We start from the raw sequence: 19,342 nt of genomic DNA, 5'->3' as shown, positions 1-19,342 counted from the left end.
AGTTTAGGCTAGGCCAGCGACAAGTTCGGCCAACAAGTCAGGCTGGTCGGTAAAGACACCGTCAACGTTCATATCTACAAATTGCATGAGGTACTCCTCAACGCTATTTTCTGCTTTTTCAACCTGGGCAGTCCAGGTGTAAATTAGCAAGTTTCGTTCGCGGGCAGCCTTCACGAGCGCAGGTGTCAGCAGGTCAAAGTTAAAGCTAATGCCGTCAACTTTGCTGGCTACATCGTCCAAAAATTCATCGATGGAAACCTCGGTGGGCATGCCCCAGCTGTCAACCAAGAAAACATATTTATGCTCGCCGGCGATTCTTTGCTTGAGTTCCACGGTGACCTCAAGGTTGAAGCTTTCAAAGACCAGCTCGACACCACGAGATTTATAGTCGCTGGAATCGATTGCTGACTTTAGGTCGCCAACCATGTCGAAACCAAGTTGCGCAAAGTGCGCTCCATGCTTGACTTCGATAATCAAGCTCTTGCCATCGATGAAATCAGCGGCTAGCAGCTCTTCGATAGTCGGAATGCCAAACTGGCCATCAAATTTGGCGCTGCCCGGCCTTTCGTCAGGAATCCGCTCGATGGCTCGAAGTTGTTTTATCTCAGCCAAAGTGAAATCTTCGCTGAACCAGCCCTCGACTGGCCAGTGGCCATACATCAGAACTTCCTTGAACCGATCGGCAAACTGAGGGTGACTCTGAATGTCAGTGGTGTGCGAAAGTTCGTTCTCGTGACGAATAATCAAACGATGGTCTTTGGTTGGCACCAGGTCACACTCAATGGCTACTGCGCCCTGTTGAAACGCCAACTCAAAAGATTCGAGGGTGTTTTCTGGACGATAACCGCAGGCACCGCGGTGACCAAAAACCTTCATTTAAGGACTATTCCCATTCGATGGTGCCTGGTGGCTTTGAGGTTACGTCAAGAACCACTCGGTTGACGCCGTCTACCTCATTTGTGATGCGGTTTGAGATTTTGGCCAGCACGTCGTAAGGCACGCGAGTCCAGTCAGCGGTCATGGCATCTTCAGAAGAAACCGGACGCAAAACAATTGGGTGACCGTAGGTGCGGCCATCTCCCTGCACGCCAACTGAGCGAACATCAGCAAGCAGCACAACCGGGCACTGCCAGATTTCAGCGTCAAGACCAGCAGCGGTTAGCTCGGCACGCACAATCGCGTCCGCTTTGCGAAGCAGGTCGAGACGCTCTTTGGTGATCTCGCCGACAATACGGATTCCGAGGCCTGGGCCTGGGAACGGTTGACGCTGAACAATCTCAGCCGGAAGGCCAAGTTCGGCACCGATGGCACGCACTTCATCCTTGAAAAGGGTACGAAGTGGCTCGACCAGTTCAAACTCAATGTCGTCAGGCAATCCACCAACGTTGTGGTGGCTCTTGATTCCAGCGGTTGCACCGCCACCAGATTCAACAACATCTGGGTAAAGGGTGCCCTGAACCAAGAACTTGATCGGGCGGTTATCTGCCTTTGACTCTTCGTAAAGAGCAGCCTGAGCTTCTTCGAAGGTGCGGATAAATTCGCGACCAATAATCTTGCGCTTAGTTTCAGGGTCGCTGACACCTGCAAGAGCGTTTAGGAACTTGTCTTCAACATTTACGGTGACCAAGCGGATACCGGTGGCGGCTACGTAGTCGCGCTCTACCTGCTCGGCTTCATCCTGACGCAAAAGACCGTGGTTTACGAATACGCAAACCAGCTGGTCACCAACAGCCTTGTGAACCAACGCAGCGGCAACAGCTGAGTCAACACCACCTGAAAGACCACAAATTACGCGGGCGTCGCCGACCTGAGCACGGATCTTCTCAACCTGCTCGGCAATAACGTTGCCCGAGTTCCAGTCAGCTGGAATTCCGGCAGCGTTGTGCAAGAAGTTAACCAGTACGTCCTGGCCAAACTGAGAGTGCTTGACCTCAGGGTGCCACTGCACGCCGTAGATCTTCTTCTCGTGGTTAGCAAAGGCAGCGACCGGGGTGATGTCGGTCGAAGCCAAAACCTCAAAGCCCTCGGGCGCCTTGGTTACCTGGTCGCCGTGGCTCATCCAGCAAATCTGTGACTCTGGCTGGCCATCAAGAATCTGACCACCTGCCTTGACGGTCAGTTCGGTGGCGCCGTATTCGCGAATACCGGTAGGTTCAACGGTGCCGCCCAGCGTGTTGGCCAGAGTCTGAAAACCGTAGCAAATGCCAAGCACAGGCACGCCCAATTCAAGGATTGCAGGGTCAAGCTTTGGCGAGCCATCTTCGTAGACCGATGATGGGCCGCCCGAAAGAATGATGGCAAGCGGGTTTTTTGCCGCTACCTCAGCAGCGGTCACGTTGTGGTGCACAATTTCTGAATACACCGATGCTTCGCGCACGCGACGAGCAATTAGCTGTGCGTACTGCGCGCCGAAGTCAACGACTAGAACTGGGCGGTTAGCGGTCATTAGGCCACCTTCTTTAGATCAGCTTCGGCCACCTTGGAGTAGTAGCGCTCGGTGAAGAATGAGAGGAAAGGAATTACTCCACCAAGAGCAATTACCAAGAAACGCAAGAAGCTCCAACGGAGCAGAGTCCAGAGCCTGAAGTCGCCGAACAGGTAGGCCACGTAGAGCCATCCGTGAATGATCAGCGAAACAGTTGTGAAGTCATTTGGAATTTGTGGACCTGGCAAACCAACTTTTTCGCCGGTCGATGGGTCTACTGAAAATTGAGCCAGCGCAATTAGGCCGTCTGGTCCACCGATCCAAACATCTGCGCTCCAAATCAAACGAATTGCCCACAGGAGCATGATCAAAATCAAGAAGATACCGGTGATGTAGGAGGTGACCTTGAAGAACTTTAGGGCCGACTTAATAGTTGGCACTTGGGCAGCGTTTGGGGAGGTCATTGGTCTAGTTTACCGGTTCACTGCCAAGGCGGATTTGTTCGTCTCGAACCAAACGCCACCAAAGGAACACGGCAAAACCGGCGAAGACGATCCACTCTAGAAAGTAAAAAGCGCTCAACCAGTTAATCTGCTGACCCTGATCGTAGGTAACCTCGATGGCCTGAAGTGGCGGCCAAGCCGAAGCCTGGCTGTGACCGGTGAAAGCCAAAATTTGTGGGTTCGATTCAATTGGTTCATCAGGCGAGTAGAAGTTCACCAATTGAGCCAGCGAGAGCGAATCGAAGATGTAGCTCTCTTCTCTGGTTTGACGCTGCGGGGCTTCGGTCGGAATTAGTACGCCTTCGAATGTGACCAACTGCTGGGCGACCATCGAGGTCTTGATTGCCTGACGCTCGGCCTTCAGTTCATCCAAGTTGGCCGACCAACCCAAAGCCAAAGTTTGGCTGCGCCCGGCTTCATCGGTGGAATTTGCCACCAGCCAGTAACCGAGTTCACCCTTGTGTAAACGGTTGGCCACTATGTAAACGTTTTGGGTATCGATCGTGACGGAAACCGAATCAAGGTTTTGAGCGGTAACAGCCGGAATATCTTTGGTGAAGGTTCGATCAAGTTGCCACTGACCAAGCAGCGCAAAAATCGCGGCAACGCCAAGAGAGAGCAAAAGAGCGCCAATCCACTTTGGCTGTCTAGCGACAGTAAAGAAGTTTGGCGCCCTTTTTGGCATGGCTTTTAGGCGTGGTACGGAGCCACTACAACGTCAACGCGCTGGAACTCCTTGACGTCGGAGTATCCGGTAGTTGCCATTGAACGACGAAGCGCGCCCATTAGGTTTGTTGAGCCATCGGCCTTAGACGATGGTCCAACCAGAATCTGCTCTAGGGTGCCGGCGGTGCCGACCTCAACCTTGTGACCACGCGGAAGCTCTTGGTTGAAGGCCTCTTGACCCCAGTGCCAACCCTGACCCGGTGCTTCTTCTGCTCGGGCCAAAACTGAGCCCAGCATTACGGCGTCGGCGCCAACTGCGATTGCCTTCACGATGTCTCCGGCTGTGCCCAAGCCACCGTCAGCAATCACGTGCACGTAGCGGCCGCCAGACTCATCCATGTAGTCACGGCGAGCGCCAGCGACATCGGCCACGGCTGTAGCCATCGGTGCATGAATACCAAGCACACGGCGAGTGGTAGATGCTGCGCCACCGCCAAAGCCAACAAGAACACCAGCGGCACCGGTGCGCATTAGGTGCAGTGCTGAGGTGTAGGTAGCGGCACCGCCAACGATTACCGGAACATCAAGCTTGTAGATGAACTCCTTGAGGTTTAGAGCCTCTTGGGTCTTTGAAACATGCTCGGCTGAGACAGTGGTTCCGCGAATCACGAACATGTCAACGCCAGCCTTGATGACGGTGTCGCTGAACTCTGCTGCACGCTTTGGTGAGAGTGCACCGGCAACGGTAACGCCCGCTGCGCGGATCTGGGCAATGCGGTCGCGAATCAACTCAGCCTTGATTGGCTCAGAGTAAATCTGCTGCATGCGCTGGGTTGCAGCCTCAGCTGGCAACTTGGCGATTTCGCTCAGGTACGGGGTTGGGTCTTCGTAGCGAGTCCACAGACCCTCAAGGTCAAGCACACCCAAACCACCCAGCTTGCCAATGGCAATTGCAGTTTCAGGTGAGACCACAGAGTCCATTGGTGCACCGATAACCGGCAGCTGAAAATCGTAAGCGTCGATCTTCCAGGTAGTTGAAACATCGCGTGGGTCGCGGGTGCGGCGTGACGGCACAATTGCGATGTCGTCAAACGCCCAGGCGCGCTGGCCACGCTTGCCGCGACCGATTTCCATTTCACTCATAAGTTTTGTTTCCTAAACCGGCCGCTATTTAGCGGGTTCCGTAGTTTGGTGCTTCAACGGTCATCTGGATGTCGTGTGGGTGAGACTCTTTTAGTCCGGCCGCAGTGATGCGAACAAACTTGCCCTTTTCCTGTAGTTCAGGGATTGTCTCTGAACCGACATATCCCATTGAGGCACGAAGGCCTCCGACCAACTGGTGAACCACAGTGGCCACTGAACCGCGGTAAGCAACGCGGCCCTCGATGCCCTCTGGAACCAACTTGTCCTCGCGAAGAACGTCATCCTGGAAGTAACGGTCCTTTGAGTAAGACTTGGCCTGGCCACGAGACTGCATGGCACCCAATGAACCCATGCCGCGGTAGGTCTTGTACTGCTTGCCACCAACAAAGGTGATGTCGCCAGGGGCTTCATCGGTACCGGCAAGAAGTGAGCCGATCATTACCGCGTTGGCACCGGCCACGATGGCCTTTGGAATGTCACCTGAATACTGCAAACCACCATCGGCGATTACTGGAACGCCGGCTGGTCGAGCTGCTAGAGAAGCCTGGTAAACAGCGGTGACCTGAGGCACACCTACACCAGCAACTACGCGGGTGGTACAGATAGAGCCCGGACCAACACCCACCTTGACAGCGTCAGCACCTGCATCAACCAAAGCCTGAGCGCCCTCACGGGTGGCTACGTTTCCGCCCATGATGTCAACGTTCTTGGCAAATGGTTCAGCCTTTAGCTTGGCAATCATTTCGAGAACGGCATTGTTGTGACCGTGCGCGGTGTCAACAATCAAAAGGTCAACGCCGGCTTCAACCAAGGCCATTGAGCGCTCCCAGGCATCCTGGCCAACGCCCACAGCGGCAGCAACCAAAAGGCGCCCGTTTGCGTCTTTCGAAGCCAATGGATACTTCTCTGACTTGTCGAAGTCCTTGACGGTGATTAGGCCGCGGAGTTTTCCTGAGCCATCAATCAGCGGAAGCTTCTCAATTCGGTGCTGAGCAAAAATTGCAATCGCATCATCTGGGTTGATGTCGAAAGGTGCGGTGATCAAAGGCATCGGAGTCATGACGTCTTTTACCAAAGTTGTAGTCCGCTGAACATCAAGCACAAATCGCATATCGCGGTTGGTCACGATGCCCACTAGGCGACCATCTTCGTCAACGACCGGAAGGCCAGAAACGCGGTAGCGGCCACAAAGCTCGTCTACCTCTTGAATGGTGGCAAGCGGGGTTGTGGTTACCGGGTGGGTAATCATTCCGGCTTCAGAGCGCTTGACTAGGTCAACTTCGCTGGCCTGAGCGTCAAGTGAAAGGTTGCGGTGAAGCACACCGATACCGCCCTGGCGTGCCATTGCAATTGCCATCCGGGCCTCGGTCACGGTGTCCATTGCTGAAGACAGCAAAGGCACGTTTACCTCAAGGCGCTTGGTGATACGAGTCTTGGTGTTTACACCGGATGGAACGATGTTTGATTCACCAGGAAGAAGAAGGACGTCGTCGTATGTCAGGCCTACAAAGCCAAAAGGGTCATGAGAAGTCATTTGTCAATTCTACCCGCCAAGACGGGCCTGCCTAAAAGTTGATTTGGGTAAAAAGAAAGACCCCAGCACTAGGCCAGGGTCTCTCCAAGTTTTTGATTCTTAGCGAACTACAACTGCAAGAACATCGCGAGCTGATAGCACTAGGAACTCTTCGCCAGCGAACTTAAGCTCGGTGCCGCCGTACTTCGAGAAAATAACCTTGTCGCCGACAGCAACGTCAACCGGGATGCGGTTGCCACGCTCGTCGATGCGGCCTGGACCTACGGCAATAACCTCGGCCTCCTGTGGCTTCTCTTTTGCGGTGTCTGGAATAACCAGACCCGAAGCGGTGACCTGCTCGGCCTCTACTGGGCGAACAACAATGCGATCTTCAAGTGGCTTAATCTGAACCGACATTTTGACCTTTTCTTCTAAGACGGGTTGTGCTTCCATGTTAGCACTCTCTCCCGTTGAGTGCTAAAAACTGTTCGCTGGTGGCTGATTGGTAGCCTAGGAATATGGATCGCCAAGACTTTATTGCACTGCTCTCTGCCGAGGGTCAAGCGCTGTTAGAAAAAGTCGGTCCCCTCGAAGCCAAAACCGATGTCGTGCAGCTGGTTTCGAAACTTAGAGCTGGCGGTAGCGACCCTGGCTTAGTAGCCACTGTGCTAACCCAAGCCAAACTGCGGCGCCAAGCCAAGGCCAAATTTGGGCCATTTGCCGACCGAATGCTTTTCACCGAGGCCGGGCTCGAGCAGGCTTCGCGACTGAACGTCGCCGCGCTTCACGCCGATCGGTTTCGCAAAGCGGGTATTGATGATGTTGCTGATTTGGGTTGCGGTATCGGGGCTGAATCTTTGGCACTGGCAAGCCTTGACATCAAGGTTCACGCCTTTGAACTTGACGAGGTAACGGCCGCGATTGCCACCTATAACCTGGCGCCATTTGATAATGCCGAGGTGCAGCAGGCAGATGTGACCGAGATTGACCTCAGCCCGTTTGGTGCGCTGTTTCTTGACCCAGCCCGCCGCGAACTCGGTGGCCCAAATCGTGAACGAGCCACCCGAAAATTTGACCCAGCGGCGTTTTCTCCATCGTTTGATTTTGTTTTGGCGGCCGCTGCTCAAAAACCAACCGGCGTCAAATTTGGCCCTGGCCACCCGCACGAGGGCATCCCCGACGACGCCGAGGCCCAGTGGGTTTCAGTTGGTGGCAACCTAGTCGAGCTAACCCTCTGGTTTGGGTCGCTAGCCAGACCAAACATCAAACGTTCAGCACTACTAATCACCGCCGATGCAAAGCACGAAATCACCAGCGACTCGACCGAGCGCCTAGACGCCGACCTTGGTGAGCTTGAGGAATTTGTTTACGAACCCGACAACGCGGTAATCCGCTCTCACCTGCTGGGGCAATTGGCGCAGAGCATCGGTGCCCACATTTTTAGCCCAGAAATTGCATACCTGACCGCGGCCACCGAAATAAAGTCGCCGTGGCTAAAGGGGTATCGGGTGCTTGAAAACCTGGCGTTTGACCGCAAGAAACTCAAAGCATATTTGCGCGAGCGCGGTATCGGAATTCTCGAAATCAAAAAGCGCGGCTCGGATGTTGTGCCCGAGGAACTTCGAAAAGAATTGGCGCCCAAAGGAAAAGGCGCCGCCACCCTGATTGTTACCAGAGTGGGCGACGCCCATCGAGTTCTTGTTTGCGAAGCACTGAAATAGGTCAGTCTCGCGAACTCTATTTGAAACCTTTAGTTATTGCCCATCATTCCCGGGCCAAAGTGTCCATTGCCCATGTAGTCCCAGCCCATCATGCCGTAGCCGGCACCAAAGCCCTTGAGGGCAAGGCCAACCCAGACCAGGCTTGAGAAAGCCCAGAACGCGATGGTTGCATAACCAACCACCAAACCAGCGATTGCCAGTGCGCGACCAGAAGCACCCGACTTCTTGATCTGAGCCAAGGCAATGTGACCGGTGATAACCGCAGCTACAGCACCAACGCTGGTTAGCGCGGTTGCTAGTGAAACTACAGCCAGCGAGTTAAGTGAGGTGAAGTCAAACTTCTTTGCAGCAACAGGGCTCTCAACAGCCTGAGTCGCAGCGGCCTCGGTCTTTTTAGCTGCCTTTTCGGTAGCTTCAGTCTTTTCAGTCTTGTCAGCCATTTGGCTTACTCCTTAGGTAGATAAGTTTTTCAACTCGCGTTCAGTCAAACAATCAAGGCTGAGAACAGCCTGTGAGAACGCTGGGCTTAACTAGTGAGTTTGTACCGAGGTAACAGGCAGTGTCGAGTCCGCTCCAAAATTCAGCGATGAAGGCTGGCGGCCGGCCATCATGAGTTGCGCGCCAAGCGCAGCAATCATTGCGCCGTTATCGGTGCACAAACTAAGCGCCGGAATTCGGAGCTCAATGCCGTGAGCGGCACACTTTTCGGCAGCTAGTTCGCGAAGCCGTGAGTTGGCCACCACACCGCCACCCAAGAGAAGGCGCGGAACCCCGTAATCCAGGCAAGCGTTGACCGCTTTGGTCACCAGTACATCGGCAACTGCTTCTCTAAAACTTGCCGCAACATCGGCCTTATTGATCGGCTCACCGCGGGTCTCGGCAGACTCAACCCACCTAGCCACCGCCGTTTTCAAACCTGAGAACGAAAAGTTGTAGCGGTGCTTCTCCATGTCCTTCGGCAAACTCAATCCGCGTGGAAAACGAATGGCCTTTGGGTCACCGCCGACGGCTGCGCGATCAATCTCAGGGCCGCCAGGATACTTGAGCCCAAGCACTCGGGCAACCTTGTCGAATGCCTCGCCCGCGGCATCATCGATGGTCTCGCCCAACAGTTCAACGTCATCGAGCAGGTCGCGAACCAAAAGCAGCGAGGTGTGCCCACCGCTGACCAGAAGCGCGATAGTTGGGGTTTCAAGCTTGCCGCGTTCCAAAATGTCAACGCCAACGTGCCCAACCAGGTGGTTCACTGCGTAAATCGGCTTGTCTAGGGCAACCGATAGCGCCTTGGCCGCGCCGACGCCCACCATCAGCGCGCCGCCTAGGCCAGGGCCGTTGGTCACAGCAATGGCATCGATGTCCTTGAGGCTCAACTTTGCCGCCGCTAGCGCTTGGTGCAGGGTTGGCTGCAGTGCCTCAAGGTGCGCTCGGGCAGCAATCTCGGGTACCACTCCGCCAAATCGCGCGTGCTCATCCATCGAAGAAGAAATAACGTTGGCCATCAGAGTCGACCCGCGAACAATGCCCACGCCGGTTTCATCACAGGATGACTCGATACCCAAAACGATTGGCTCGCGGCCAATTGACCCTTTGGCAAACTGCAGCCGCATCACCCAGGCATCAACGTTGTCAGGCTGGTAGTAGCGCTTGCGAGTATCGATGTGTTCAAAACCCAGCGATTCGTAGAGCTTTTGGGCCGGCAAGTTATCGGCGCGGACCTCAAGGAACACCTCGGTGGCATGCAGCCGGCGAGCTTCAGACAAAAGCTGGTTCATGAGCTGCTTGCCCAAGCCGCGCCCTCTGATCGAGTCGGCAACGGCAATGGTTTGAATGTCACTTTGTTCACTGCCGGGCACCTTGCTTAGCCCCGCAAATGCCACTAAATCTGCCCCGATGTGCGCAACCATATAGTGGGTGTGGTGGGCCAAAATCTCAAAGTGCATGTTCTCGCGCGACCAAGCATCGACCGGAAAGCATTCGTGCTCTAGGGCCATGATTGAGTCAAGATCAGACTCAATTGCGCTGCGAATTACCCAACTGTTCATCCGCTTACCTTCTTACCCGGTGAAGGCACCGCATCCGGCTCACGAAGATATAGCGCCGAAACATCCTGGCTGGCTGTGCCGTCAATAACCTGTGCGTCAAACACCTGGCTTAGGCGGGTTGCAAAAACCGTAGAGCTAACCTCAATTGGTTGGACACCACGCTGCTGCATTAATTCGGCGAGCGCGGCCGGCTTGATTACCCCCGGCCCTTCTATACAGATTGGTGCCCCCGATTTTGAAACCCCGGAGTACAGACCCCAGTAGACCTCTTGGCGGCGGGCATCGGCAGTAACCAACAGCGGTACACCCGCGGCAACCTGAGCGGCAATTGCCTCATCATTCAGTGCTTCCAAAGCAATTGCGTCAAGGCTAACCACGCCAAACAGCTTGGCCCCGGCGCCCTCGGCAAACATCATGGCCGCGGCAATTCCAACCCGCAAGCCGGTGAATGGCGCCGGCCCTCGCCCAACAACAACCGTGGCCACGTCCTTGGCATTTACGCCACCCTGTGCCAGCACGTCAGCAATAGCAGCACCGATGCCCTCGGCGTGCTTCATGTTGCTGGAGTCGTTGTACTCGGCGATGGGCGCACCGGCGCGAGTTAGGGCAACCGAGGTTCCGGCGGAGGTGTCAATGATCAGTTGGTAACCCACTAGAACTTCACACCCGCCCAACGCTCGCCATATCCGGTCAAAACCAGCTCACGAATCTCGGACTCTCCGGTGTGATCACGCTCAATTTCAATTTCAAGCCAGTCATCGGTGATGCCGTCGGTAAGCCCTTTGCCCCACTCCACGATGGTTATGGAATTAGGAAAATCGATATCCAAGTCATCGAGTTCGGCAGCGCTCGATAGGCGGTAGGCGTCGACGTGCACCAAGGCTGGCCGACCCTCGCCACAGGAGTGGGTTCGAGCCAAAACGAAAGTTGGGCTCGAGACATTTCCGATGGCGCCCAAGGCCTCACCGATTCCGCGAGTGAGTGTGGTCTTGCCGGCACCGAGGGGGCCGGTTAGCAGAATGAGGTCGCCGGCTTGAAAAAGGGCAGCCAAGCGCAGCCCCAGTTCGTGCATTTCTTCTGGGGTTTCGATGGTTAGTTTGGCCAGAACCTTGGCCATCTAAACTTCTTCACCTAGGTAGTGGCGCTTGAAGCGTCCACCGATGCGGGTAACAATTTCGTAGTTGATAGTGTCAGCGGCAACGGCCAAGTCATCAGCAGAAGGCACGCCAGCAGCCGGGTCACCAAAAATAGTTACGGTGTCGCCTTCAGCAATCTGATCGTCGCCGACATCCAAGACAAATTGATCCATGGCAATTCGACTGCTGATTGGGTAGTTCTTGCCGTTGATTGAAACCTGTGCACGCCCGCTGGCATTTCGCGGCAGACCCTCGGCATAACCAACTGGCACTAGAGCCAAGGTGCTCTCAGCCTGAGTTCGGTGCAAATACCCATAGCTCACACCGTGACCCGCCTCAACGCGCTTGACCTGGGTTACCAAAGCGGTTGCGGTCATTGCCGGCACCAACCCAAAGTCTGAAGAGTGGTTTTCGGTAAACGGCGATAGCCCATAAAGCGCAATGCCGAGACGAACCATTTCGTAGTGAGCCTGCGGGTAACGCAGCGAGCCGTCAGAGGCAGTTAGGTGCCGCAGCTCGAAATCAATTTGGGCATCTCGGGCCGCTTGGCAGGCAGATTCAAACCGCTCGATTTGCAGCAGGTCGTCGGCTTCGCTGGTGCATGACAGGTGACTAAAAATCGCGACCACCTGAATAAAGCCCTCTGCCACTAATCCGTGTGCAGTTTTTAACACCGATGGCCATTCAGCAGCACTCGCGCCGTTGCGTCCCAGACCGGTATCAACCTTGAGGTGAACGCGGGCAACGCGACCAAGGTGTTCGGCAGCTTTGGCCACCCGCTCCAGCTGCTCAACGTTGGCAACGCCCAACTCAATTCCGGCAGCCACCGCACGTACAAACGTCTCGCGTGGGTCGTGAAGCCAGGCCAAAATCGGCAAATCAATTCCAGCATCACGAAGCTCAAGGGCTTCACTGACATCGGCAACGCCAAGGTAATCAACGCCGGCCGCCTCGAGTTTGCGAGCCACCGGAATCATGCCGTGCCCGTAGGCATCAGCCTTCACAACGCCCATGACCATGGCCTGGCCAACGCGGGCCTTCATAGTCTTTAGGTTGGTGGCCACCGCATCGAGGTCAATCAACAACTCGCGCATCAAAGACCTCCTTCGGCAACTACAAAGGCCACGGCAACATCTCCGTCGTGGCTAATCGACAGGTGCAATTTTCTCACGCCTGCCCTAAGTGCCACACTAGCTGTTTCGCCGTGCAGCCAAATCACCGGCTTACCGGTAGATTCTTTACCCACCTCAATGCCGTGCCACTCAATTCCGGGCGCTCCGCTCAAGGCTTTGATAACAGCCTCTTTGGCAGCAAACCGTCCGGCCAGAGTTTTGATGCTTGCATCAATAGTTTCGATGTCTAAAAACAGTCGATCTTTGAGTCGCGGGGTCTCGGTTAGTTTTGCCTCAAACCGGCTCAGCTGAACCGTATCTACACCAACACCGATAATCATTTATTCGACGGTTACTGACTTGGCCAGGTTTCGAGGCTGATCTACATCAAGCCCCTTGGCCTGTGACAACTCGAGTGCAAATGTCTGAAGCGGAATGACGTTAAGAATTGCCGAGAAAATGTTTTCGCAGGAAGGCACAAAAGTTACGTGCTCGGCAAAGTTGCCAACCTCAGTGTCACCCTCTTCGGCAATGGCAATCACCTGTGCACCTCGGGCACGAATCTCTTGGATGTTAGAGATAACCTTCGGGTGCAAACTGTCAGCATCATGCGGGCTTGGCACAATTACAAATACCGGCTGCCCCTCCTCAATCAAGGCAATTGGGCCGTGCTTCAGTTCACCAGCGGCAAAACCTTCGGCGTGAATGTAGGCCAATTCCTTAAGCTTTAGCGCGCCTTCCATGGCAATCGGGAACCCAACATTTCGGCCCAAGAACAGCACAGATTTAGCCTCTGCCATTTGCTTGGCAAGTTCACGGATTGGGTCGAGACGCTCAAGTACCTGGGTTACGTTAGCCGGCATCTTCAAAAGTTCCTGGCCAAGTCGCGCCAGTTCAGCCTTTGGAGTTGCCCCGCGGCCGGCAGCCAAAAATAGCGCCAAGAGGTACCCGGCGGTGATTTGCGCAACGAGTGCCTTGGTCGAAGCAACCGCCACCTCTGGGCCTGCGTGGGTGTAAATAACTGCGTCAGATTCACGGGCCAGGGTTGCACCCTGAGTGTTGCAAATGGCCAGCACTTTGGCGCCAGCTTCTTTGGCGTATCGGGTTGCCATCAGGGTATCCATGGTCTCGCCCGACTGGCTCACGGCAACAATCAAGGTGTTTGGGGTCACGATTGGGTCGCGGTAGCGGAATTCGTGAGAGAGCTCAACCTGTACCGGAATTCTTGAAAATTTCTCGATGGCGTACTTGGCAACATCGCAGGCATACGCTGCGGTACCGCAGGCCACCATGATGATGCGATCAATTGCCAGGATGTCCTGTTCTGAAAGTCCATCGATTTCAGACAGGGTCACCGAACCATCAGAGGCCAAACGACCCATGAGAGTGTCGGCAACTGCCTGAGGCTGGTCGGCAATCTCTTTGGCCATAAAGCTTGACCAGCCACCCTTGCTGGCTGCCGAGGCATCCCAGTCAACAGTGAATTCGATTGGCTCAACCGGTGTACCGTCAAAGGTACGCACTTCGACCGAGTCGGCGCGCAAGATGACGATTTCATCCTGGCCCACCGAAATGGCGCGCTTGGTGTGCTCGACGAATGCGGCAACGTCAGAACCCAAAAAGTTCTCGCCATCGCCCAGGCCAATGACCAACGGTGCGTTGCGGCGAGCTGCCAAAACCACATCTGGCTGATCCTCATGAATTACCAAGATGGTGAATGCGCCGTGAAGGCGGTTGACTACGTTGGCAAACGCGGTCGGCAGGTCGTTGGTCTTTTCAAACTCACGGGCAATCAGGTGAGCTGCCACTTCAGAGTCGGTCTCGCTGGCAAAGCGGGTTCCCTCAGCCAAAAGCTCTGCCTTCAGAGCCGAGAAGTTTTCGATGATTCCATTGTGTATCAGGGCCAGTTTGCTGGTTGTGCCACCAAGGTGTGGGTGTGCGTTGCCGTCAGTTGGCGCACCGTGCGTTGCCCAGCGAGTGTGGCCAATACCAATGTGAGAGTCAGCAACCGGGTGGTTGGTGATTTCTGAAACCAGGTTGTCCAACTTGCCAGCTTTTTTACGGGTTTCAAGGCTGCCACCGTTGGTGACCACCGATACTCCAGCTGAGTCGTAACCGCGGTATTCAAGTCGACGAAGGCCACCTAGAAGCACATCCAGAGTTGATTTTGGGCCTACGTAACCGACGATTCCACACATGGCTTCTAATTTACGGCAGAATGGCTCTTTGTGAGCGATGCGCTGAGCCCTTTCAATGAGATTTCTCGAGCCGACTGGGCAGAACTCGGAAATACCACCGACCTCCCCCTAACTGAGGCCGAAATTCAGCAAATCCGGGGCCTTGGTGACTTCTTGGATATCAAAGAAGTCAAGGACGTCTACCTTCCGCTCAGCAGATTGCTAAACCTCTACGTGGCTGAGCACCAAAAGCTTCACCAAGCCACCTCAAACTTTCTGGGCAGCCAATCGGGTCGTGTGCCTTTCATCATCGGCGTTGCCGGTTCTGTGGCAGTTGGCAAGTCAACCGTTTCACGTTTGCTCAAAGAGTTGCTGAGCCGCTGGGACGGCACCCCGCAGGTTGAGCTCATCACCACCGATGGATTTCTGTACCCGAACGAAGAGCTGGAGAAGCGCGGGATCATGCACCGCAAGGGGTTTCCGGAGTCCTATGACCGCCTTGCCCTGCTCAAGTTTGTAGCCGACATCAAGAGCGGTGCGGCCGAAACCACAGCGCCGGTTTACTCACACCTGAGTTACAACATTGTGCCGGGTGAGACCGCTACTGTAACTCGACCAGATGTACTGATCATCGAGGGTTTGAACGTTCTTCAGTCACCGGGCACCGGCCAAGATGTGGCTCTGAGTGACTTTTTTGACTTCAAAATTTACTTGGATGCAGCCACCGAAAACATCACCGAATGGTTCTTGAACCGCTTCTACAAATTGCGTGAATCGGCCTTTACCAACCCAGCCTCATATTTTCACCGCTATGCCGAGATGGATGTTGAAAAGGCGCTTGCCCGTGCCAACGAAATCTGGTCGACAATCAACTTGCCAAACCTGGTTGAGAACATCTTGCCAACCCGTTCGCGCGCAACTCTCGTTCTGCAAAAGGGCTCCAACCACCAGGTTGAGCGCGTTCTGCTGCGCAAGCTCTAAACCCCCCGGTTTTGGGCGTAGTGTGAAGGCATGCAGAGTATCGGTGCTTTCATACAGGGGGTAATGCACCCTGAGGCTTTTCACGGAACCGGCAAAAACAACCTGTTTTTTGAGGGCTGGTACATCAAAATTATCAGCGCCGACCAGTCCCAAAGGTGGGCGGTAATACCCGGCATCTTTCGCGGCCAGCGCGGCTCTAGCCCTGATGAAAACCAGGCGTTTATTCAGGTACTCGATGGCCTTACCGGCCGGTCTTGGTTTCATAAATTCAACACCGATGCCTTTTACGCAGCCACGGATAAATTTGAAGTCAAGATTGGCAACAACACCTTCAATGTCTCAGGTGCAGTTCTTGACCTACCACAATTGCGCGGGCAGGTCAGGTACACGACTCCCCTAGATCCGTGGCCGGTGACCCTGCGCGAACCAGGAATCATGGGTTGGTACGGCATGGTTCCACTCATGGAGTGTTTTCACGGTGTGGTTAGTTTTGGCCACAGCCTTGGTGGCGTACTTGAGATTGAGGGCAAGCAAGTAGATCTATCGGGTGGCCGAGGTTACATCGAAAAAGACTGGGGAAAATCCTTCCCCGCCGGTTACGTGTGGATGGCCTCAAATCATTTTGAGGGTGCGGCCGATGCCTCACTGGTGGCATCAGTGGCCCTAATCCCTTGGTTGGCCAGCTCGTTCCGCGGTTTCATCATCGGCTTCAAACATTCGGGCAAACTGCATCGTTGGGCCACCTACAACGGCTCCAAAGAATCCCTTTTGAACATCGATGACTCACACGTCACCTGGTCGCTCACCGGACCAGATGGAACCCTTGAAATTAGGGCTGCGCGGGTCAGGGGCGGGCTGCTTCACGCACCGCTTAGGTCGGCCATGTACCAGCGGGTTGAAGAAACTCTAGATGCAGTGATCGAGCTCAAGCACATAGGCGCTGACGGATCAGTTTTGTATGAGGGGCGCGGAACCTGTGCCGGCTTGGAGGTCTTTGGTGATATCCAAAAACTTCTTGGTAGTCGCACATAGAGTGCAACCAAATACGTGACCAAGTCGTTATAACGCTCAGGACTTTCTCAGACTCCTGCTCGGTTACCTCTGAGGAGCCAATCGTATGGGTGTCGCCAGGTGCTTCAAAACCTTGGCACCGACGATGCAAACGATGACTTCTAAAAGTACATCTATTGAAAGGCTACAAATGTATACATTGTCTGAGACCTTAGACAACGGCCAATTTAACTTGGTTTACAACATGCTCTCTTTGGGGCTAGCAGCGATGCTGTTCACCTCAATTTTCCTATTCTTCGCTCGCGAACGCGTACTTCCGAGATACCGCATGGCGGTAATGGTGTCTGCAACAGTAACGGCGATTGCCGCGTACCACTACTTCAGAATGTTTGACAATTTCAACCATGCATTCGCTGGTGCCGAGAACAACCCAGATGCCTACAACGTGGGCTACAGATATGTCGACTGGCTACTCACCGTGCCCCTGCTACTGGTTGAATTGGTCGCTGTTTTGGCTTTGGCCAAGGCCGCTCAAAGCTCCATTCTCAACCGTTTGGTTCCAGCGGCAACGGCAATGATCGTATTGGGATACCCTGGCGATGCAAAGCTCGACATTTGGGGAATCGCACCGTCAGTGTGGGGCCTCCTATCAACGATTCCGTTCTTGTACATCCTGTACGTACTGTTCATTGAGTTGGGAAAGAGCTTGGTACGCCAATCTCCAGCTGTTCAAAAGAAGGTCAAGCTAGTTCGACTCTTGCTAATTGCAACCTGGGGCGTTTACCCAATCACCTTCATACTTGCGATGAACTCAACTGGATTCGATGCCAATGAGTTTGTTGCCCGCGAGGTTGGCTACACTATTGCAGACGTGCTAGCCAAGTGTCTCTTCGGCCTCGTAATCTTCTCAATTGCCCGACTAAAGTCGGCAGAAGACGACGCAGAATTTGCCAAGTCTGAATTCAGAGACGCATAAGCATCTAAACAGATGATGGGTGGCTCACAGTAAGTGAGCCACCCATCATCGTTTCTAGGTCTTAGAGAGCCAGCTGCTTTTCGACTACGCGGGCAATACGTTCAGCCCAAGATTGTGCGGTGCCAGCTTCGGCAGCCTCGACCATCACGCGAACCAATGGCTCGGTGCCCGAGGCGCGCAAGAGAACTCGTCCGGTACCGTGCAAATCGGCCTCGGCTTCGGCAACTACCTTCTGCAGTTCAGCATCGGTCTCGACTCGAGTTTTATCTACTCCAGGCACATTGATCAGCACCTGCGGATAGATATTCATGACCGAAGCAAGTTCCGCCAAAGATTTCTTAGTGCGGGCCATCTCGGCGCCAATTTTTAGGCCGGTCAGGATTCCGTCACCGGTGGTTGCATACTGGGCAAAAATCACATGCCCTGATTGCTCACCACCAAGGGTGTAACCACCGTCGCGCATCGCTTCTAGAACGTAGCGGTCACCAACTCCGGTTTCAATCATCTCGATGTTGTTCTCTTGCATTGCAATTCTCAAGCCGAGGTTACTCATCACGGTGGCCACCAAAGTGTTGCGGGCCAATTGGCCGCGCTCCTTCAGAGATAGCGCCAAAATCGCCATGATCTGGTCACCGTCGATAATCGCTCCGCTGGCATCAACAGCCAAGCAGCGGTCGGCATCTCCATCGTGAGCCACACCAAAATCGGCGCCGTGCTCGAGCACAGCCGACTGCAATGCAGACATGTGGGTTGAACCGTAGCCAAGGTTGATGTTGTTGCCGTCTGGCTCTGCCCCGATAACAAATACCTTTGCGCCGGCATCGGTGAACACCTGAGGCGATACGCCCGCTGCTGCACCGTGAGCACAGTCAACAACCACGGTTAGGCCGTCAAGGCGGTTTGGTAGTGAACGCAACAGGTGAACAATGTAGCGGTCCTCGGCGTCAGCAAACCGCTGTACGTGACCAACTGCGCCGCCTAGCGGGGCAAGTTTTTCAGCACCGATAGCGGCTTCAATTTTGTCTTCAACTTCATCGGGCAATTTGTGCCCACCACGAGAGAAGAACTTGATGCCGTTATCTGGGGCCGGGTTATGCGAGGCCGAGATCATGACGCCAAAGTCGGCGTCGAGGTCGGCGGTCAAAAATGCGGTTGCCGGTGTTGGCAGCACGCCGGCATCAAAAACGTCTACGCCCGAGCTAGCTAAACCGGCTGAGATTGCGGCGGCTAGAAACTCACCTGAGATACGTGGGTCGCGGCCAATAACCGCTTTTGGCTTTATGCCTCTTGATCGAGCATCTTCGCCAAGCACAATTGCGGCGGCCTGAGCTAGATCGAATGCAAGTTGTGCCGTTAAATCACGATTGGCGAGACCTCGAACACCATCGGTGCCAAAGAGTCTCGCCATATCGTGAGTCTATGCTTTTGAAAGCGTGAAGTGTTGGATTAACGCTTCGAGAACTGAGAAGCCTTACGTGCCTTCTTCAGACCAGCCTTCTTGCGCTCGATAACACGTGGGTCGCGCTTTAGGAAGCCAGCCTTCTTTAGTGAAGGACGGTTGTTGTCGCGGTCGATCTCGTTTAGTGCACGAGCAATACCTAGACGAAGTGCACCAGCCTGACCAGCTGAGCCACCACCTGAGATACGAGCGATAACGTCGTAAGCACCCTTTAGGTCAAGGATGGTGAATGGGTCAGTGATTAGCTGCTGGTGAAGCTTGTTTGGGAAGTACTCAGCGAAGTCACGGCCGTTTACCTTGATAACTCCGGTACCTGGCATGATGCGAACACGAGCAACTGCCTCTTTGCGACGGCCAAGGCCGGCACCAGGAGTGGTCAGTGCGCCACGTGACTTAGCCGGTGCAGCCTTAGCTGCAGGGGTCTCGGTGGTGTAGCTCTCTGTTGAAACTACGTCTTCTGCGATGTCTTTAGCCACG

20 protein-coding genes are annotated in these 19,342 nt (G+C 54.5%); 4 read left to right on the top strand and 16 right to left on the bottom strand.

Going from position 1 to position 19,342, the window contains the following annotated elements; all coding sequences use genetic code 11:
• Positions 1–3 precede the first annotated feature (3 nt).
• The 7 genes from OO731_RS01005 to groES form a co-directional block, all read right to left on the bottom strand.
• Positions 4–876 carry a glycerophosphodiester phosphodiesterase family protein gene (locus tag OO731_RS01005; RefSeq protein ID WP_264890307.1) on the bottom strand — a complete coding sequence of 291 codons (873 nt, stop codon included), beginning with the start codon at positions 874–876 and terminating at the stop codon, positions 4–6.
• Positions 877–883: 7 nt separating this feature from the next.
• Positions 884–2,446 (bottom strand): glutamine-hydrolyzing GMP synthase, encoded by a 1,563-nt coding sequence (gene guaA, locus OO731_RS01000; RefSeq protein WP_138315196.1) that lies wholly within the window; start codon positions 2,444–2,446, stop codon positions 884–886.
• Positions 2,446–2,889: a DUF3817 domain-containing protein gene (locus OO731_RS00995; RefSeq protein WP_264890306.1), complete on the bottom strand. Its 444-nt coding sequence runs from the start codon at positions 2,887–2,889 to the stop codon at positions 2,446–2,448. Before OO731_RS00995 ends, guaA begins: the two co-directional genes overlap by 1 nt.
• 4 nt (positions 2,890–2,893) lie before the next feature.
• The gene (locus tag OO731_RS00990; protein ID WP_264890305.1) at positions 2,894–3,613 is read right to left on the bottom strand and encodes an SURF1 family cytochrome oxidase biogenesis protein; all 720 of its coding nucleotides are present in this window, start codon (positions 3,611–3,613) and stop codon (positions 2,894–2,896) included.
• A 5-nt stretch (positions 3,614–3,618) separates the two neighbouring features.
• Positions 3,619–4,737: a GuaB3 family IMP dehydrogenase-related protein gene (locus tag OO731_RS00985; RefSeq protein WP_264890304.1), complete on the bottom strand. Its 1,119-nt coding sequence runs from the start codon at positions 4,735–4,737 to the stop codon at positions 3,619–3,621.
• A gap of 28 nt (positions 4,738–4,765) precedes the next feature.
• Positions 4,766–6,271, bottom strand: coding sequence for an IMP dehydrogenase (guaB, locus tag OO731_RS00980; protein WP_138274969.1), 1,506 nt, complete (start codon positions 6,269–6,271; stop codon positions 4,766–4,768).
• Between the two features lie 99 nt (positions 6,272–6,370).
• A complete protein-coding gene (gene groES, locus OO731_RS00975; RefSeq protein ID WP_138276024.1) occupies positions 6,371–6,667 on the bottom strand; it encodes a co-chaperone GroES in 297 nt (98 codons plus the stop codon).
• A 101-nt stretch (positions 6,668–6,768) separates the two neighbouring features.
• On the opposite strand from groES, the gene OO731_RS00970 reads away from it, so the two are divergent.
• The gene (locus OO731_RS00970) at positions 6,769–7,971 is read left to right on the top strand and encodes a class I SAM-dependent methyltransferase (RefSeq protein ID WP_264890303.1); all 1,203 of its coding nucleotides are present in this window, start codon (positions 6,769–6,771) and stop codon (positions 7,969–7,971) included.
• Positions 7,972–8,000: 29 nt separating this feature from the next.
• Here OO731_RS00970 and OO731_RS00965 read toward each other — a convergent pair whose 3' ends face one another.
• From OO731_RS00965 to glmS, 7 genes are all read right to left on the bottom strand, one after another.
• A complete protein-coding gene (locus tag OO731_RS00965; protein ID WP_264890302.1) occupies positions 8,001–8,411 on the bottom strand; it encodes a DUF4190 domain-containing protein in 411 nt (136 codons plus the stop codon).
• A gap of 90 nt (positions 8,412–8,501) precedes the next feature.
• Positions 8,502–10,013: a tRNA (adenosine(37)-N6)-threonylcarbamoyltransferase complex transferase subunit TsaD gene (gene tsaD, locus OO731_RS00960; RefSeq protein WP_264890301.1), complete on the bottom strand. Its 1,512-nt coding sequence runs from the start codon at positions 10,011–10,013 to the stop codon at positions 8,502–8,504.
• Positions 10,010–10,666, bottom strand: coding sequence for a tRNA (adenosine(37)-N6)-threonylcarbamoyltransferase complex dimerization subunit type 1 TsaB (tsaB, locus tag OO731_RS00955; RefSeq protein ID WP_264890300.1), 657 nt, complete (start codon positions 10,664–10,666; stop codon positions 10,010–10,012). Before tsaB ends, tsaD begins: the two co-directional genes overlap by 4 nt.
• Entirely contained in the window at positions 10,666–11,130 is a 465-nt protein-coding gene (tsaE, locus tag OO731_RS00950; protein WP_264890299.1) for a tRNA (adenosine(37)-N6)-threonylcarbamoyltransferase complex ATPase subunit type 1 TsaE, read from the bottom strand. Before tsaE ends, tsaB begins: the two co-directional genes overlap by 1 nt.
• Positions 11,131–12,243: an alanine racemase gene (gene alr, locus OO731_RS00945; protein ID WP_264890298.1), complete on the bottom strand. Its 1,113-nt coding sequence runs from the start codon at positions 12,241–12,243 to the stop codon at positions 11,131–11,133.
• Positions 12,243–12,602, bottom strand: coding sequence for a holo-ACP synthase (locus OO731_RS00940; RefSeq protein ID WP_138274962.1), 360 nt, complete (start codon positions 12,600–12,602; stop codon positions 12,243–12,245). The genes alr and OO731_RS00940 overlap by 1 nt, the downstream gene beginning before the upstream one ends.
• A complete protein-coding gene (gene glmS / locus OO731_RS00935; protein ID WP_264890297.1) occupies positions 12,603–14,459 on the bottom strand; it encodes a glutamine--fructose-6-phosphate transaminase (isomerizing) in 1,857 nt (618 codons plus the stop codon).
• A gap of 30 nt (positions 14,460–14,489) precedes the next feature.
• Between glmS and coaA the strand changes: the two genes are divergently transcribed.
• From coaA to OO731_RS00920, 3 genes are all read left to right on the top strand, one after another.
• Positions 14,490–15,419 (top strand): type I pantothenate kinase, encoded by a 930-nt coding sequence (gene coaA, locus OO731_RS00930; RefSeq protein ID WP_264890296.1) that lies wholly within the window; start codon positions 14,490–14,492, stop codon positions 15,417–15,419.
• Between the two features lie 30 nt (positions 15,420–15,449).
• On the top strand, positions 15,450–16,451 hold the full coding sequence (locus tag OO731_RS00925) for a tocopherol cyclase family protein (RefSeq protein WP_264890295.1): 1,002 nt from the start codon (positions 15,450–15,452) through the stop codon (positions 16,449–16,451).
• 178 nt (positions 16,452–16,629) lie between these two features.
• Positions 16,630–17,406, top strand: a complete 777-nt coding sequence (locus OO731_RS00920) for a bacteriorhodopsin-like (RefSeq protein ID WP_264890294.1) — start codon at positions 16,630–16,632, stop codon at positions 17,404–17,406.
• Between the two features lie 61 nt (positions 17,407–17,467).
• On the opposite strand, the gene glmM is transcribed toward OO731_RS00920, so the two are convergent.
• Entirely contained in the window at positions 17,468–18,814 is a 1,347-nt protein-coding gene (glmM, locus tag OO731_RS00915) for a phosphoglucosamine mutase (protein ID WP_264890293.1), read from the bottom strand.
• Positions 18,815–18,852: 38 nt separating this feature from the next.
• Complete coding sequence (gene rpsI, locus OO731_RS00910) at positions 18,853–19,341, bottom strand: 30S ribosomal protein S9 (protein WP_246030961.1); 489 nt, start codon at positions 19,339–19,341, stop codon at positions 18,853–18,855.
• Position 19,342: the final 1 nt, after the last annotated feature.

Origin of the sequence: Rhodoluna sp. KAS3 (assembly GCF_026000575.1) — a bacterium.
Lineage (GTDB): Bacteria > Actinomycetota > Actinomycetes > Actinomycetales > Microbacteriaceae > Rhodoluna.
This window is presented reverse-complemented; position numbering and strand designations above follow the sequence as displayed.

What these genes read in the sequence shown, in the direction of transcription:
- OO731_RS01005 (WP_264890307.1), bottom strand. Translation starts at nt 876, where the DNA reads ATGAAGGTTTTTGGTCACCGCGGTGCCTGCGGTTATCGTCCAGAAAAC.
- guaA (WP_138315196.1), bottom strand. Translation starts at nt 2,446, where the DNA reads ATGACCGCTAACCGCCCAGTTCTAGTCGTTGACTTCGGCGCGCAGTAC.
- OO731_RS00995 (WP_264890306.1), bottom strand. Translation starts at nt 2,889, where the DNA reads ATGACCTCCCCAAACGCTGCCCAAGTGCCAACTATTAAGTCGGCCCTA.
- OO731_RS00990 (WP_264890305.1), bottom strand. Translation starts at nt 3,613, where the DNA reads ATGCCAAAAAGGGCGCCAAACTTCTTTACTGTCGCTAGACAGCCAAAG.
- OO731_RS00985 (WP_264890304.1), bottom strand. Translation starts at nt 4,737, where the DNA reads ATGAGTGAAATGGAAATCGGTCGCGGCAAGCGTGGCCAGCGCGCCTGG.
- guaB (WP_138274969.1), bottom strand. Translation starts at nt 6,271, where the DNA reads ATGACTTCTCATGACCCTTTTGGCTTTGTAGGCCTGACATACGACGAC.
- groES (WP_138276024.1), bottom strand. Translation starts at nt 6,667, where the DNA reads ATGTCGGTTCAGATTAAGCCACTTGAAGATCGCATTGTTGTTCGCCCA.
- OO731_RS00970 (WP_264890303.1), top strand. Translation starts at nt 6,769, where the DNA reads ATGGATCGCCAAGACTTTATTGCACTGCTCTCTGCCGAGGGTCAAGCG.
- OO731_RS00965 (WP_264890302.1), bottom strand. Translation starts at nt 8,411, where the DNA reads ATGGCTGACAAGACTGAAAAGACTGAAGCTACCGAAAAGGCAGCTAAA.
- tsaD (WP_264890301.1), bottom strand. Translation starts at nt 10,013, where the DNA reads ATGAACAGTTGGGTAATTCGCAGCGCAATTGAGTCTGATCTTGACTCA.
- tsaE (WP_264890299.1), bottom strand. Translation starts at nt 11,130, where the DNA reads ATGGCCAAGGTTCTGGCCAAACTAACCATCGAAACCCCAGAAGAAATG.
- alr (WP_264890298.1), bottom strand. Translation starts at nt 12,243, where the DNA reads ATGCGCGAGTTGTTGATTGACCTCGATGCGGTGGCCACCAACCTAAAG.
- OO731_RS00940 (WP_138274962.1), bottom strand. Translation starts at nt 12,602, where the DNA reads ATGATTATCGGTGTTGGTGTAGATACGGTTCAGCTGAGCCGGTTTGAG.
- glmS (WP_264890297.1), bottom strand. Translation starts at nt 14,459, where the DNA reads ATGTGTGGAATCGTCGGTTACGTAGGCCCAAAATCAACTCTGGATGTG.
- OO731_RS00925 (WP_264890295.1), top strand. Translation starts at nt 15,450, where the DNA reads ATGCAGAGTATCGGTGCTTTCATACAGGGGGTAATGCACCCTGAGGCT.
- glmM (WP_264890293.1), bottom strand. Translation starts at nt 18,814, where the DNA reads ATGGCGAGACTCTTTGGCACCGATGGTGTTCGAGGTCTCGCCAATCGT.